The organism is Rheinheimera sp. D18 (genome assembly GCF_004345025.1).
In the GTDB taxonomy this organism is placed as follows: domain Bacteria; phylum Pseudomonadota; class Gammaproteobacteria; order Enterobacterales; family Alteromonadaceae; genus Alishewanella; species Alishewanella metallidurans.
In genome coordinates this window covers 3,105,411-3,121,154 of record NZ_CP037745.1, presented here as the reverse complement: position 1 = coordinate 3,121,154, position 15,744 = coordinate 3,105,411, and the positions used below count along the sequence as shown (strand labels likewise).

The 15,744-nt window shown below is 45.5% G+C and carries 11 protein-coding genes; 6 read left to right on the top strand and 5 right to left on the bottom strand.

The window, feature by feature from the left end; genetic code table 11:
- Window positions 1-151 precede the first annotated feature (151 nt).
- Window positions 152-964, top strand: a complete 813-nt coding sequence (locus E0Z06_RS14620) for a DUF2884 family protein (RefSeq protein WP_132586236.1) — start codon at window positions 152-154, stop codon at window positions 962-964.
- 98 nt (window positions 965-1,062) lie between these two features.
- Here the strand turns inward: E0Z06_RS14620 and E0Z06_RS14615 are convergent, their stop codons facing one another.
- Complete coding sequence (locus E0Z06_RS14615; RefSeq protein WP_132586233.1) at window positions 1,063-3,492, bottom strand: DUF2309 domain-containing protein; 2,430 nt, start codon at window positions 3,490-3,492, stop codon at window positions 1,063-1,065.
- A complete protein-coding gene (locus E0Z06_RS14610) occupies window positions 3,489-4,850 on the bottom strand; it encodes an NADH-quinone oxidoreductase subunit L (protein ID WP_132586230.1) in 1,362 nt (453 codons plus the stop codon). Before E0Z06_RS14610 ends, E0Z06_RS14615 begins: the two co-directional genes overlap by 4 nt.
- 99 nt (window positions 4,851-4,949) lie before the next feature.
- Here E0Z06_RS14610 and E0Z06_RS14605 point away from each other — a divergent pair, with 99 nt between their 5' ends.
- The 3 genes from E0Z06_RS14605 to E0Z06_RS14595 all read left to right on the top strand — a co-directional run bounded on the left by E0Z06_RS14605 (window position 4,950) and on the right by E0Z06_RS14595 (window position 7,337).
- Window positions 4,950-5,834 (top strand): LysR family transcriptional regulator, encoded by an 885-nt coding sequence (locus E0Z06_RS14605; protein WP_132586227.1) that lies wholly within the window; start codon window positions 4,950-4,952, stop codon window positions 5,832-5,834.
- A 74-nt stretch (window positions 5,835-5,908) separates the two neighbouring features.
- Window positions 5,909-6,355, top strand: coding sequence for an NfeD family protein (locus E0Z06_RS14600; protein WP_132586224.1), 447 nt, complete (start codon window positions 5,909-5,911; stop codon window positions 6,353-6,355).
- 43 nt (window positions 6,356-6,398) lie between these two features.
- Window positions 6,399-7,337 (top strand): stomatin-like protein, encoded by a 939-nt coding sequence (locus E0Z06_RS14595; protein ID WP_132586221.1) that lies wholly within the window; start codon window positions 6,399-6,401, stop codon window positions 7,335-7,337.
- Between the two features lie 95 nt (window positions 7,338-7,432).
- Here E0Z06_RS14595 and E0Z06_RS14590 read toward each other — a convergent pair whose 3' ends face one another.
- The gene (locus E0Z06_RS14590) at window positions 7,433-7,720 is read right to left on the bottom strand and encodes an accessory factor UbiK family protein (protein WP_132586218.1); all 288 of its coding nucleotides are present in this window, start codon (window positions 7,718-7,720) and stop codon (window positions 7,433-7,435) included.
- A 140-nt stretch (window positions 7,721-7,860) separates the two neighbouring features.
- Between E0Z06_RS14590 and rep the strand changes: the two genes are divergently transcribed.
- Window positions 7,861-9,879 (top strand): DNA helicase Rep, encoded by a 2,019-nt coding sequence (gene rep / locus E0Z06_RS14585; protein WP_132586215.1) that lies wholly within the window; start codon window positions 7,861-7,863, stop codon window positions 9,877-9,879.
- A gap of 17 nt (window positions 9,880-9,896) precedes the next feature.
- On the opposite strand, the gene E0Z06_RS14580 is transcribed toward rep, so the two are convergent.
- Together E0Z06_RS14580 and E0Z06_RS14575 are read right to left on the bottom strand one after the other, a co-directional pair.
- A complete protein-coding gene (locus E0Z06_RS14580; protein ID WP_132586212.1) occupies window positions 9,897-11,759 on the bottom strand; it encodes a diguanylate cyclase in 1,863 nt (620 codons plus the stop codon).
- A 193-nt stretch (window positions 11,760-11,952) separates the two neighbouring features.
- Window positions 11,953-12,348 carry a c-type cytochrome gene (locus E0Z06_RS14575; RefSeq protein ID WP_132586209.1) on the bottom strand — a complete coding sequence of 132 codons (396 nt, stop codon included), beginning with the start codon at window positions 12,346-12,348 and terminating at the stop codon, window positions 11,953-11,955.
- A gap of 521 nt (window positions 12,349-12,869) precedes the next feature.
- Between E0Z06_RS14575 and polA the strand changes: the two genes are divergently transcribed.
- Window positions 12,870-15,656 (top strand): DNA polymerase I, encoded by a 2,787-nt coding sequence (polA, locus tag E0Z06_RS14570; protein WP_132586206.1) that lies wholly within the window; start codon window positions 12,870-12,872, stop codon window positions 15,654-15,656.
- Window positions 15,657-15,744 lie beyond the last annotated feature (88 nt).

Here is a 15,744-nt window from a genome sequence, read left to right as displayed (position 1 = left end):
ACTAAAAAGTGGTCAAAAAGCCCATGGTAGAGCAGTGCTTATTAACGACTTGTTACTTTAGTTTATATATATCAGCAAGTTAAGTTTTGGCATTAAGCTTGTAATACTAAGGTTGTAGTTAACTATAATTAATAGCTTAAAGGGCAGCCAAATGAAAACTTTACTAATCGCGATGGGTTTTGCATTAACAAGTATTAGCAATGCAGTAATAGCAGGCGAAGACAACAGCTGTAATATCAATTTTGATAAAGACATTACCATGAGCAATGAGCTGGTTAGTGTAAATGAGGCCGGCACTGAGCTGTGGCGTATTAACACGCAAGGTCAGTTGTGGATAAAAGATCATGCGGTAAATACCGATGCTTCAACCCAGCAATTGTTGTTTGATTATCAAGCTGGTATTCGTAGCCAAACGCTAGAAACCGTTGAGCTGGTTGAAGATGCACTAATACTGGCAGCCGATGCCGTTAGTAGTGTTTTTTCTGAGTTAACTGGGAATACGATTAATAGCAACCCTGCACTGCAAACTGCGTTAGAGAAGGTTAAAACTAGCACGGCAAATATCGTGGTACGCAGTGGTGAAACCATCAATATTTATGGCAGTCGTTTTAGCCATATAGACGATGCTTTTGGCAAAGAATTTGAACAAGCGATTGAAGAAGCAGTGACAAATTCGATGGGCAGCATTTTTATGATGGTGGGTAAAGCCATGGTGAGCGGTGAGGGTAACTTTGAGCAACGCATGGAAGCCTTCGGCGAACGTATGGAACGCTTTGGTGAGGATTTAGAAGCTCGCCTAGATATTAGGAGTAATCTGTTAGAGCAACGGGGTAATAGTATCTGCGCTAACTTACAGCAGCTAGATGCTATTGAAACCCAAGTTCAGCGCGCTATTCCACAAATGCAGCAATATGACGTCATTGATGTAACTAGTGATAAAAATACCGCGTATTTATTTAATTAACTTTTATGTAATGTGTTCTCCAGCCACAACCTTGGCGCGCTGCTCTATCCCGACAGCGCGTCTTTTTTACTGGCTAATTTGCTCACCGCACCACCTTGCTAAAGTGGTTGCGTAACTGGCTGCCAGCTTTGCTGCCGCCATTGTTGCACTCTGCCGTCATGGCTCAGTTGATACAGGAACAACCACTGATTATCTACCAGTGCGGCAACATCGGTTGAGCTATTAATTACGCGGGTTATCGCATCAGCTGGCGCGGCAATAACCACGCTTAGCCTTACTGGCTGATGCATTAACTTACTGCCATCATGTACCGACTGCCACGCAAGCCCGGTGCGTAAATCACCGCCGTTACCTTCGAACACGCCTATATGCCCTGCCACTACATTATGCAGTAATTTATTACCGCTACCATATTTGTCTGGCGCAACCACCGAGGCGTAGTACTGCAGGTTAATCCAGTTTGTTACCACCATGGGTGCAGTCATAATGGTATATAACAGGCTAAAATCATGATCTTTATCGCTATCATAGTCATGTAAAAATACGCGGCCTTTTAAATCTAGTTGTTTGGTAAGTTGGCGCGGTGCGACAATAAAAGCGGCATTGTTGGCCAAACCCCATTCTGGGCGCAGTTGAGACCAATCGCTGCTGCGTTGTTTAAAAAAACGCGATAGGGCGCGGTCGGTTTGTGGTGCCTGATTAAATTGTGCACCTCGCTGTCGTCGAGCCTGCGCGCTTGCTGTCGCTAGCCAGTGGCGCCACGGTGCTTGTTCTGGCGCTTGGTATACTTGCAGCTCATCAGTGGTGGTGTGGTGCAGAGCAGCATAAAACTGCGTATCTGCTGGAATTGCTATACCGTGACTAGCACCAAGCTGCTGCCTGATGGCGCTGTCGTTGAGCATTTGCGCCAGCACTTTAGCATTAACTTCGCCACTCTGACCGCCGCAGGCGCCACAATCTAATGCGGCGGCATGTGCGTTATTACAGCTACTGCTGCTATGGCCAAACAACATGACAGACGGAGCGAGATCTGTAGTTAAGCCCATGGCGTTGAGTATGCTTGCCGCTAACTGAGCTTGCTCGGCGATTGAAACGGGGTGTTGCGCGTTGAGTAGCTGCCACCGGTTATTATCAATCAGCTGATTTAGTGCATGTGGTGCTGGCGTGCGAAAGAATGCCCGTTTAACTAGGCTAACGAGTTTAGTAGGGCCGGCAGCTTCTACCATCCCTAAACTGGACGAGGCGAGATCAAAGCTTTGTTTCCAGCCAAGTGTGGCTTGGCGTGATAAGGGCGCGTTATCTGGCTTAATTTGTATTACAGTTAGCCTTGGTGCAATCAACCCTGGTAACTGCGGCCGTGGTTGTTGATTATCAGTTGCCTTATACGCAATGGGTAAACCAAAAAAGCCAGCAAAGCCTAGTGTCTGAATAGCTGGATCTTGTTGCTCAAGTGCTCGTCGCACCGGTTCTGAACGCACATCGATGCAAAACGCGGCCTGCATTACAGGACGCGTTGCTGGGGCAGTACTAAGGTTTTGCTGTTGTTGCTGTAACTGCAACAACAGCGGCTGTTGTACACTGATTTCTAAGGCGCGTTGCCACACTTGGCGCAAACACTGCACTGCTTGAGTATGTTGTAACAGGCTTGCATACTGTTTTCCTTGTCGCTGCAGTGCAGGTAACACCTCGTCGTGTTTGCTGTTATGTTGCACACTGTGTAGCCATAGCACCCGGTCCCAGCCCAGTAACATAAATAACAGCTGACACACGGCTGCATGACCTGTATTGCCTTGTAGTTGTTGCTGCCAGTCGAGAAAAGCTTGCCAGCCGGCCCAGCCTGACATGCCCTGTAGTAGTGTTTCAACATAGGCTTGCTGACTTTGTTCATCTGCCCCCCAGCTACTCAGCCAAGGGTGTATTTGCTCAAGTAACAACAAGGGGTCATCAGGTAGCGCGGCAAATAAGTCATTAAGATTAGTGCCAGTGAGTACCTGTAGCCCCTTATCCTGACGCACTACGCTAAGCCAGCTTTGATAAGCATGGTTTTTACTATCGGCTTTAACACTAAAGCGTTCAGGGTATTGATGGTATAACGCCAAAAACTGGCTGAGTTGTTGCACAATAAGCGGCTGCCACGGCAATTTATCCGGCTGTTGTATCTGGCTGGATAACAACTCACTTAAACGCTGCCATTGGTTTGTTTCCGAGGGCCTTGATAATGCGCTGCTCGCCTCAGCCACGCTGATTGTCAGTTGGGCTTCATCTAACGCTTGGCGTAAATGTGTGGGCATTATTTGTCGGTTTAACTGTGCTAAATACCAATCGGCGTTCATCAAGCAGTCGGTGCCGGCCAGCAGTTTTTGCTCTGCACATATTACCGCAAAGGGGCGCTGGCGCTTTTGCCACCAAGGGTTAACGGCAATCATCTGATCAAGCGGCCATTGCGGTGCAATTTGGCTGGCGGCGTTAATAATTAGGTTGCTAAGCTTGTTGTCAGATCTTGCTACGCTGTGGGTTATCGCACTCATTTTGCCTCCTGTAATGCAGGCACTTTGTGGCAAGCCTTGGTGTGAGCCGTATACGGCCAGATTTTTAGTGTAATACGCGTTGTCCATTCATCTAGATAGCCGCCGGCATTAAGCCAGATAAAAACTTTATTTATCGATTTTCGATGGCTTTGATACCGTAACAACAGCGTTAGCATAAACAAACCGACAAAAGCGACACTGCTCAGCATATCGGCTGCCAGCGTTACGCTATGGGGCGTTGGCATAACCGGTTGTAATAGCGTTTTCGAACTAAAGTATAAAATGAGTAAGCCAATAGCGTATACCAGCGCTAATAGTACACGCGCTGGGCGTCTGTTATCGGCAAGCTGCAGTGTCGGTACTAACAGCACCGTTATGGCTAGTATCAATAATACTGCGCTGCTTAGGCTTGATAATGGCAACACTTGCTGTGTAAGGCTTACCAGTGCCACCGCCAGTAGCAGTGACACGAGCCAGTGCCGCGCACGAGGATGAGCTTGTTCGGCAAGTTGAGCAGCCAAATAGTGGTTCACGGCATTGCCACTGTGTAAAAAAGCATAGGCTTTGTAGCAGGAGTGCGCTAACAGGTGCAGCAGCGCCAGCGTATAAAGACCAAGGGCAATCTCTACCAGCATTAAGCCCATTTGTGCCACTGTAGACCAGGCTAGACGCACCTTTATACTGATACGTGTGCTTACCACCAGCGCCGCGACAATCGTGCTACCCAGCGCAGTAACCAGCAGTATAAAGCTGGCTATGGGACTGCAGCGCAGCAGGGGTAAAAACAGTAATAACAAAATGCCGCCCAGATTAATAATACCCGCATGCAATAGTGCCGATACGGGTGTAGGCGCTTCCACCACCTGTATTAACCAGCCATGCAGCGGTAATTGCGCGCATTTTAGCAGTGCTACTAGCACCATTAATATTGCAGCGCTGTGTAGTATTAAACTACTTGGCGCACTAGCTAGCATAGTGTTGATAGTCGAGATATTGGCAGTACCGAAATGTAAATAAAGTAGGGTAAACGCAATCGCTAGTAGCACTTCACTGAGCCGAGCGCTAAGTGCTTTTTTTTGGGCTGCTAACTGAGCCCGCGGCCGCTCTGGGTAGAATAATAACAGCTGATGCAGCGCCAGGCTGATGGCCAGCCAACCTAGCCAGAATAGCAACAAATGATTGCTAATTAGGGTAAAAACGACTGCGCTTAGTGTAAACGCTAGCGAGCGCATAAACCTTGGCTTATCGGGCTCTCCCGTCAGTGCTACTGAGCTGTAACGCCAGATCACCAGCGCGAGTAACGCAATCAACGCCAGTAATACCAACTTAAAAGAGTTTACAGAAAACAATGTTTGCATAGTGCACCCTGAGCTGGAATAAACTGGCTCTATTGTGTGCAGCGCACTATCATAAGTAAAATACATAATAAAAGACTAATCGTTCACATAAAGAGAACTATGAGCCGACTAAACTACCATCACCTGTATTATTTTTGGCAGGTTGCTAAAGGCGGTAACCTAACCGAAACCGCGCAGCGGCTGCATATTTCGCAGTCTGCTTTGTCGGCGCAAATTAAACAGTTAGAACAAAGCATGCGGGTACAGCTGTTCTTGCGACAGGGGCGTAAACTGGTGCTGACCGATAGCGGTTATCACACGCTGAAATATGCAGAAGATATTTTTAGTCGTGGCGCCGAGCTAGAACAGCTGCTGATAAACGGCGCGCAACCACAACATAGCCCAATCCGCATTGGTACCTTGGCAACGATGTCGCGTAATTTTATCGAAAGCTTTATCGCACCGCTATTGGCCACAGCAGACAGCCGCTTTAGTTTATTATCGATGAATCAAACTACGCTGCTTAATGCGCTGGCACAGCATCAACTGGACTTAGCGCTCAGCAATGTTGCGGTACAAGCTAACGATAACCAACTGTGGCAATGTCGTTTGTTAGCGCGTCAGCCCGTCGCCGTAATTGGCGCTCCTGGTAAAGCGCTTAGTGACAATCTGGCTAGCTATCGGCAACAGCGCTGGGTATTACCGCCGGTACAAAGCTCCATCCGCATGGCGTTTGATGCCTTAGCTGCTCAGTATCAGTTGCAACCCGACGTTATAGCTGAAGCCGACGATATGGCAATGCTGCGCTTACTGGCCCGTGATAGCGGTGCCCTCACGGTTATTCCCGATGTTGTGGTAAAAGATGAGCTAAGCAGTGGCCGTTTGCACAAATACCTCACCTTACCTCAGGTATACGAGAATTTTTATATTATTACCACGCAACGTGAATTAACCCATCCGCAACTGAACCGGCTATTACAAGCCTATACTGCGACCGCGTTATAACATGCCAAGCTGATTGACCGCGTTGTCTACGATAAGTTAATGTGCAGGCTAATAATTGTTAAGGAGCAAATTACGTGAATATTGCTACGCTGTGGATAGTTGCTGGCATAGTACTTATTTTGTCTGAATTATTGGCTACCAGTATAGTGGCGGTATTTTTTGGCATTGCCGCTATTATCGTTGGTTTGTTACTTAATTTTGGCCTGATAGAAAGCTTCAGCCTGCAGTTTTTATTGTTTGGCATATTATCGCTACTGTTACTATTTAGCGCCCGAGGGCGGTTTAAGCGCTGGTTTGTCGGTTATACCGCAGATAGTGGTGAACACCCGTCACGTTTAGCAAACGATATAGGTAGCCGTGTTACTGTGCATGCGGATTTCAGCCAAGGCGCGGGCCGAGTAGTACTAAATGGTGTGCAATGGGATGCACAATCAACTGATCTACTAAAGGCCGGTGATGTGGCCTGGGTAGTGGCTAATCAGGGCATTAAATTAGTGGTATCGGCCACTAAACCGGAATAACCACAGTTATAAAACTAACCATCTATTTTAAGGAGTAAACTTGATGGCTCAAATTGATATTAATACTATTTTAATGGCGGGTTTTGCCCTAGCCGTTATTATTATGATCGTAAAAACCGCGCGCGTAGTGCCGCAAAAAAGTAACTTTGTTATTGAACGTTTAGGTAAATATTCGCGCACGCTAGATTCAGGCTTTCATATTCTTATTCCATTTATCGACAAAGTCGCCTACATACACAGCCTAAAAGAAGAAGTGATCGATGTGCAGCGCCAAACCTGTGTTACGCGCGACAATATTCAGGTAGGCATTGACGGTATTTTATATTTACAGGTTATTGACCCACATAAAGCGAGTTACGGTATTAATAATTACCGTTATGCGTCGGCGCAACTTGCGCAAACCACCATGCGTTCTGTTATTGGCCAAACCGACCTAGATAAAACTTTCGAAGAACGGGCAAAAATTAACGAAGAAGTAGTTAAAGCATTAGATGAAGCTGCTGCGCCTTGGGGAGTAAAAGTACTACGTTATGAAATTGCCGATATTGAACTGCCACTGAGCATTAAAGATGCGCTTGAGCAGCAAATGCGTGCTGAGCGAGAACGCCGTGCCGCTATTGCTAGATCAGAAGGTGAGCGACAAGCGATGATTAACGTATCTGAAGGCCAGAAGCAAGAAGTCATCAATTTGTCTGAAGGTGACAAAATGCGGCAAATTAACGAAGCGGAAGGCCGAGCCCGTGAAATTGAGTTAATTGCTATAGCTACCGCTGAGGGCCTGCGCAAAATTGCTGAGGCTATTAATCAGCCAGGCGGTTCGGAAGCCGTTAGCTTGCGCGTTGCCGAGCAATATGTAAAAGAGTTTGGTAACTTAGCTAAAACCAACAACACCATGATAGTGCCAGCAGAATTAGCTAATATCGGCGGTGCGGTGGCGGGCTTAACCGAAATATTAAGAGTGGCGCAGCCACGAGCAAAATAAGCCAGCATTAACACGTACTTGGCTTATTAAAAAATTACGGCGTAGTTTTTCAGTGCGCCGTAATGCCTTTTATTCAGTGCTTGATTATTAAAAGCTTATAGCTGATCTGACGTGGGTAAATCTTTAGCATCAAATTTTTGCGTTTTTTCCGCCAGTAATGCAGTTAGCTGCTGTTCTAGGTTTTCTACCTTTTCGCGGGTGCGTAGTAACACTTGGCGCTGCACGTCAAACTCTTCACGGCTAACAAAATCCATATCGGCAAGCTTATTTTGCAGCACCTGTTTTACCTTAGCTTCAACATCATCAGCAAACTGACGTACTTGTGGTGGAATAGCATTACCAATTTGTTTGGCGATATCTTCAATTTTTTTCGGGTCGATCATGTCACTCTCCTGTGTCGCATCAGTTACTTGCGATGTTTTCTGCAACTATTAGCCTTATTCTACAGGCCAGAACTATAATCGCGAATGATATTTAGCGGCAATTTTCGTTACAATGCCTACCTTGAGTTAAGGGTGAGTCAATGAAGTTAAATCCGCAACAAAATGCTGCTGTTAAATTTATCTCTGGGCCATGCCTAGTGCTAGCTGGTGCTGGCAGTGGTAAAACACGGGTTATTATTAATAAAATTGCCTATTTAATTCAAGAGTGCGAGCTGCCCGCTAAATATATAGCTGCAGTTACCTTTACTAATAAAGCGGCGCGTGAAATGCGGTCACGTATCAACCAACAGCTACCAAAATCAGCTACGCGCGGCCTAACTATTTCTACTTTTCACACGTTAGGCTTAGAGATTTTAAAAAAGGAATATCGGCATATTGGCTATAAAGCCAATTTTACGCTGTTTGACGACCAAGACAGTATGGCACTGTTAAAAGAGCTAAGCGAAAAGGATATTCAAGGCGACAAAGATTTACTGCGCGCACTGCAAAGTAAAATAAGTAATTGGAAAAATGAATTAACCCTGCCGACCAAGGCGCTGGCCGAAGCAACCGATGTACAAAGCATCAGCTTTGCTAATTATTATCAGCAATATACCCAGCAACTTAGCGCTTATAGCGCACTTGATTTTGATGATCTTATTTTAATGCCAACCTTATTGTTTCAGCATAATGAAGAGGTGCGCACTAAATGGCAGAAAAAAATTCAGTATCTATTGGTCGACGAATACCAGGATACCAACACTAGCCAGTATCAATTAGTGAAATGGTTGGTGGGTGAGCGCCAGCGCTTTACGGTGGTAGGTGATGATGACCAGTCTATTTACTCTTGGCGCGGTGCGCGACCACAAAACTTAGCTCTGTTAAAAACAGACTTTCCAAACTTGAATGTAATTAAACTAGAGCAAAACTACCGCTCGGCAGAACGCATTCTAAAGGCGGCGAATATTTTAATAGCCAATAACCCGCACGAATTTGAAAAGCAGTTATTTAGTGAAAACGGTTATGGTGTGCCGTTAAAAGTATTGCCGTGCAAGCACGAAGAAGATGAAGCCGAAAAAGTAGTCGCTGAAATTATTTCGCATCGTTTTATTAATCGCAGCCAATACCGTGATTACGCCTTGTTATATCGTGGCAACCATCAGTCGCGGCTATTTGAAAAAGCCTTAATGACCAACCGGATACCCTATAAAATTTCAGGTGGCACTTCGTTTTTCTCTCGCAGTGAAATTAAAGATGTGATGGCTTATTTGCGCTTGGTGGTTAACCAAGATGACGACAATGCACTGCTGCGCATTATTAACGTGCCTCGGCGTGAAATTGGCGCAGCAACCTTGCAGCATATTGGTAATTTAGCCAATGAAAAACAAATAAGTTTGTTTGCCGCGTGTTGCGACAGTGAATTGTCGATGCATCTTTCAGCGCGTTCGCATAATGCGGTAACTCAGTTTGCTAAGTGGATAGCCAATATTGCTGATAACGTGCAGCGCGCTGAACCAGCAGAAGCGGTGCGTGACCTTATTCGGCAAAGCCATTACGAAGCCTGGTTGTTTGAAACTAGCACTAGCCCTAAGGCTGCAGAAATGGCGTTGAAAAACGTTAATGAGCTGTATCGCTGGATTAGTGAAATGCTGCAAGGCAAAGACGATGAAGAACCCATGACCTTACCCGAGGTCGTTACCCGTTTAACGCTGCGCGATATGATGGAGCGGCAAGAGCAAGAAGATAACGCCGACCAAGTGCAGCTGCTAACACTTCATGCGTCTAAAGGTTTAGAGTTTCCTTATGTATTTATGGTGGGTATGGAAGAGGGCATTTTGCCGCACCAAACCAGCATAGATGAAGATAATGTTGAAGAAGAGCGGCGTTTAGCCTACGTGGGCATAACTCGAGCGCAGCGCGAGCTTATTTTTACCTACGCCAAAGAGCGTCGTCAATTTGGTGAAACCATACGCCCAGAGCCAAGTCGGTTTTTATATGAGCTCCCACAAGATGATTTAGAGTGGCAAAAAGCTGCGCCGGTAAAAACCGCGGAGCAACAGCAACAATCGGGTTTAGCGCATATTGAACGCTTACGGCAGATGCTGAAAAACCATAGTTAATGTAGCGGCTAATTGGTTTAAATGGTTTTTAACGCCTGCAGCATTTGTTCGCGCATACTTTCGGTAAAAATAACGAAACGGTTACGGCCTAACGATTTCGCCTGATACATGGCGGCATCGGCATCGCGCAGCAGCGCTTCAGCCTTGGTGTGGTCATTCTGAAAGTAGGCTATACCGATGCTTGCACCAGAAAGCACTTCTTGGCCGTGCAGCAAGAAGGGTTCGCGTACTTTTTCGATAATACGCTCTGCAACATCTTCGGCATCGGCATCTACCAGTAAACTGGTTAACAGCACCACAAACTCATCACCGCCTAAACGTGCTACTAGGTCGTGTTCGCGCACGGCGCTAAGTAGGCGTTTGCTAACTTCGGCTAAAAAAGCATCGCCAACATGATGGCCAAGTGTGTCATTAATTAATTTGAAACGGTCTAAATCGATAAATAGTAACGCAGCATGCAGGTTGGGTTGGCGTTTACCCAGTGCAAATTGCTGCTTTAGCTGCTGTAAGAACATTTGTCGGTTAGCAAGGCCAGTGAGCGCATCGTGATTAGCTTCGTAAAATAGTTTTTGTTCAGCTTTTTTACGCTCTTCTACCTGCAGTCGCAGAAATAAATTGGTTTGTCTTAACTCTCTAGTGCTTTCGAACACCTTGCGTTCAAGCTCTTCTTGCTGGTGTTTTTGTTGCTCAGCGGCTAGCTTACGTTGAATGGCAACGGCAATGTTTTGCGACACAAACTTAAGAATATTTAGCTCGTTTTCGGTATAGCTATAACTTGTATCATACGACTGCAGTGCAATAACACCGATAACTTTTTGTTCAATAATCAAGGGTGCGCCGAGCCAACTACTTGAGTTATAACCGGATTGGTTTGCCGGGCTGGAATCGCGATGAATTTCACCACTCTCTATTAGTTTATTAGCGGTGGAGCTGTCTATTAACTTTGCGTCGGCGCAGCGTATAACATATTCAGTAAAGCCGCGGCTAAGTGCGCGCTCTCGTGCTGATACGGAATACTGATCTAAATAAAACGGAAAGGTTAGTTTACTATTGTCGGCGCTGAGTAGCGCAATATAGCAGTTTTCAGCAGGCATTAAACCCGATAATACCTTGTGCATAGCCTGATAAAAACTACTCATATCACGGCTGCTCGCCGTTAATTCAGATATACGATATAGCGCAGCTTGCAGCTGTTCTGCGTTGGTGCGTTCTTTAATCTCTTTTTGTAACGATGTGTTGATATTCTGCAGTTGCTTAGTGCGCTGGCGCACCGTGTCTTCCAATAGTTCGCGGCTTTTTACGCGGTCTAGCGCCGTAACGGTGTGTAGGCCAATGCTAAAGAATAAATCGATATCAGAGTCGGTATACAGTTGCTCTGCGTTATAAGACTGTATTGCCATAACTCCTATAACCTGATTGCCGCGACATAGTGGGATACCCAGCCAGTGCGCACATGGCGAACCAAGTGCTTGAATATGTCCTTGGGCAATAAGCTGGTTAAACTCGGTGGTACCACACAGTAAAGGTTTACCCGTGCGGGCGACGTAACCGGTTAAGCCGCTAGCAAATGAGCTGGATGGCAACTGAGAGATGGTTAGCTGATCTTTTTCATCAGAAAAATACTGTGGCGAAAATTGCTGACTTTCTTGATCGTAAAATACAACATAGAAGTTTTCAGCGAGTAATAGCTCAGACACCATTTTATGAATAGCAGGATAAAACTCCCGCATATCGCTAATAGTGCTAGCTAGTTCAGACAAACGTAACAGCGCACCCTGGGTAATGTACGCTTGCTTATAGCGCTGCGCTAATAGCGTTAGGCGGCGCAGCTTGTTTTGTGCTTGTCTGAGAATTTTGTTCAGCTTTGTTGATTCGTTCAACCCTGACTCTTGTTATTATTAATTGTCTAAATGACTTTTTTAGTTATGCACATTATGCACAATGTTTGACCACATGGAAGAGAAATTCACCAGCCTATTGTTTTTTGCATACGCTCGTTTAGGGCTAGTTGCCGGCAAAACAAAAAAGGCCACATTTCTGCAGCCTTTGTTATTTCTAATGGTAACGTCGTTGTTACACGCCTTCGGTCATAAACTTAATGGCCGCAGCAATTTCGTCATCGCTACAATCAGCACAGGCACCACGTGCAGGCATATTACGAATGCCTTCTATCGCGTGCTTTAGCAAGGTATCAAAACCTTGCTCTAACCGAGGTTTCCAAGCAGCATCACCTTTTTTCGGTGCATCTAAAGCGCCCGTACCATGACAAGCAAAACATGCGTTTTGATACACTTTTTCACCACTGCGTGGGCCTGATGCACCCTCAGCTGCAGCTACTGCTGCGCCAGCTACATATACTTGACCGACAGGAGCCAGACGTTTGGCTAATGCTTTGTTGTCATTATCTGTACTGGCATTAATGCCGAAGGTGGTTAACAGCAAGGCAAGCACAAGGGTAATTTTGTTCATGTTATAAGTTCCTGTGGTAAAATCCGCACAAAGTTCGCAGCATTATAGCCTCCAAGCGGTGGCAAGGGAAAGTGCTAAAATAGTACAAATTAAGCTGCATAAGCGGTTAAGGCTGCGCCAATACTGCTATATGCTTTTATGGTTAGTTATATGCATTTTTTAAAGCTAAATTATTTAAAGGTTTTGCTTTGCATCGCTGCCCGTTATGATAGTCTACGTGCTCGCTTAGTTATCGCGCTGATAAATTATCACTGGCGTAGGTAGGCAGCTAAAAGCGTTTTCCACAAAACAAAAATATAATAATAATAAGATGGGCTTTGCGGTACACCCCCTCTTTTTTCATGCAAAACAAAGACTTAAAAAATCATTAACTGTCACTTTATTTGAAGTAGCAGATCATTTCTATTTGTTTTTCACAAAGTTATCCACAGCTTGTGAACCGATAATTGCATCTGTGTCTATGGCCGTGGGCAGGGTGCTGTGGCATGCTATAGCTTTATTTAAGCAGGACATTATTACTCATGGCTTCTCTCTCTAGCGCACCGCTAATTTTGGTTGATGGCTCATCTTATTTGTTTCGTGCCTATCATTCGCCGCCACATTTAACGAATTCGCGTGGTGAAGCAACTGGCGCTATTTATGGCGTAGTAAATATGCTGAAAAGCCTATTGCGTCAATATCAACCAAGCCAGATGGCGGTGGTATTTGATGCGAAGGGACCAACCTTTCGTAACGAAATGTATAGCGAATATAAAGCCAATCGTCCGCCGATGCCGGATGATCTGCGTAGCCAAATAGCGCCGCTGCATCGTATTATTGAGGCGATGGGCTTGCCACTTATATGTATCAGCGGCGTAGAAGCTGACGATGTCATAGGCACGCTGGCACGTCAGGCTAGTAGCGAAGGCCGTAATACACTGATCTCTACTGGCGATAAAGATATGGCGCAGCTAGTAGATGAACATGTTACGTTAATTAATACGATGACCAATACCTTGCTAGACCCTCAGGGAGTAGTCGACAAATTTGGTGTTGGCCCTGAATTGATCATCGATTACTTAGCATTAATGGGCGATAAATCTGACAATATACCTGGCTTGCCGGGAGTGGGTGAAAAAACCGCCGCCGCGTTATTGCAAGGCATGGGCTCTATAGAACAAATTTATCAACAGCTTGATAAGGTTGCCAGTTTAAGTTTTCGCGGAGCTAAAACGATGGCGGCGAAATTAGAAGAGTTTCGCGAGCAGCTAACGCTGTCATATCAGTTGGCCACCATAAAAACCGATGTAGAGCTTTCTTGCCAGCTTGCTGATTTAATGATTAAAGCACCTGATAGTGTTCAGCTTGCTGAACTGTTTAAAGAATGTGAGTTTCGACGTTGGCTCAGTGAGGTATTAGATGCCGACAATGAAACGGTAATTAAGCCTGCAGCAAAAGCAGCGCAATTAGATATGCTAGACAGTGACGATACTGTTGAAATTCAGCCAGATTTAAACAATAACCATTATATTACGGTGCTAGATAAAGCAGCATTTAGCAGTATGTTAGAGCAAATTACTAACAGTGAACTCACCGCTTTTGATACTGAAACAACTAGCTTAGATTATATGCAGGCCGAATTGGTTGGCTTATCCATGTCTATCGCCGCGGGTTCCGCTTGGTATGTGCCAGTGGCCCACGATTATATTGGTGCACCCGAGCAGTTAAATCGAGATTGGGTGTTACAGCAGTTAAAGCCATGGCTTGAGGATGACAGCAAGGCGAAAGTGGGGCAAAACCTTAAGTACGATCAAAGTATATTGGCGCGTTATAAGGTCACGCTGGCAGGTATTCGTTTTGATACCATGCTTGAATCATACGTACTTAACTCGGTTGCTGCACGGCATGATATGGATAGCTTAGCGCTAAAATATTTAGGCCGTAAAACGGTAAGCTTTGTTGATATTGCCGGTAAAGGTGCCAAGCAACTAACGTTTAATCAAATAGAACTAGAAAAAGCAGCACAATATGCGGCAGAAGATGCCGATATTACCTTACAACTGCACCAAGCATTATGGCCGCAGTTACAGCAACACGATGGTTTGGTGTCGGTATTGCGTAATATTGAAATACCCTTGGTGGATATTTTATCGCGTATTGAGCGCTATGGCGTACTCATTGATAGCAAACTCTTACTTAAACAAAGTGAGCAGTTAGCTGTGCGTATTGCTGAACTAGAACAGTTAGCCTATGAGCAAGCGGGTAAGCAGTTTAACCTAGCGTCACCCAAGCAGCTGCAGGAAATTCTTTTTGAACAAATGACGTTGCCAGTATTAAAGAAAACGCCAACTGGTGCGCCCTCTACCGCTGAAGAGGTGTTAGCTGAGCTGGCGCTTGAGTATGAATTTCCTAAGTTAATTACAGAGCATCGTGGCTTAACCAAGCTTAAATCGACCTACACCGACAAGCTACCTAAAATGCAAAATGCGGCAACAGGCCGTGTGCATACGTCGTATCATCAAGCGGTTGCTGCAACCGGTCGGTTAAGCTCAACAGATCCTAATTTACAGAATATTCCTATCCGTACCGAAGAAGGGCGGCGTATTCGCCAAGCTTTTATCGCGCCTGCCGGTAAAAAAATTGTCGCTGTCGATTATTCACAAATAGAGCTGCGTATTATGGCGCATTTGTCACAAGATAAAGCCTTGTTATATGCGTTTGCTCATGGCCAGGATATTCACCGTGCTACAGCCGCGGAAGTATTTGGTGTCAGCCTAAGTGAGGTTACGTCAGATCAGCGGCGCAGCGCCAAAGCGGTAAACTTTGGCCTTATTTATGGTATGTCGGCCTTTGGTTTGGCAAAACAATTGGGCGTTAGCCGTAACGAAGCTCAGCAATATGTAGATCGTTATTTTGAACGTTTCCCTGGCGTATTAAGTTATATGGAACGCACCCGCCAACAGGCACACGAGCAAGGTTATGTCGAAACCTTATTTGGTCGACGTTTGTATTTGCCAGAAATTAACGCGCAAAATACGATGCGGCGGAAAGGCGCAGAGCGAGCCGCAATTAATGCGCCAATGCAGGGCACTGCCGCAGATATAATAAAAAAAGCCATGATAGTAGTAGACGCTTGGTTGCAGCAACAAACCACGCCAGTGGCTACGATGATTATGCAAGTACACGATGAATTAGTGTTTGAAGTTGACGCTGATAAGGTTGAGCAGGTAAAGGCGCAGCTAGTTGAGCTGATGGCTAAGGCTGCGCATTTAGACGTGCCGTTGTTAGCTGAAGCGGGGGATGGTGATAATTGGGATCAAGCGCATTAATTTTTTTGAACTAAATAATATTGCTCGAGTCATAAGTTATAGCAAGATTATTTATCTCTCCTGTGTCCATCTTAACCCCGTCGTTTGA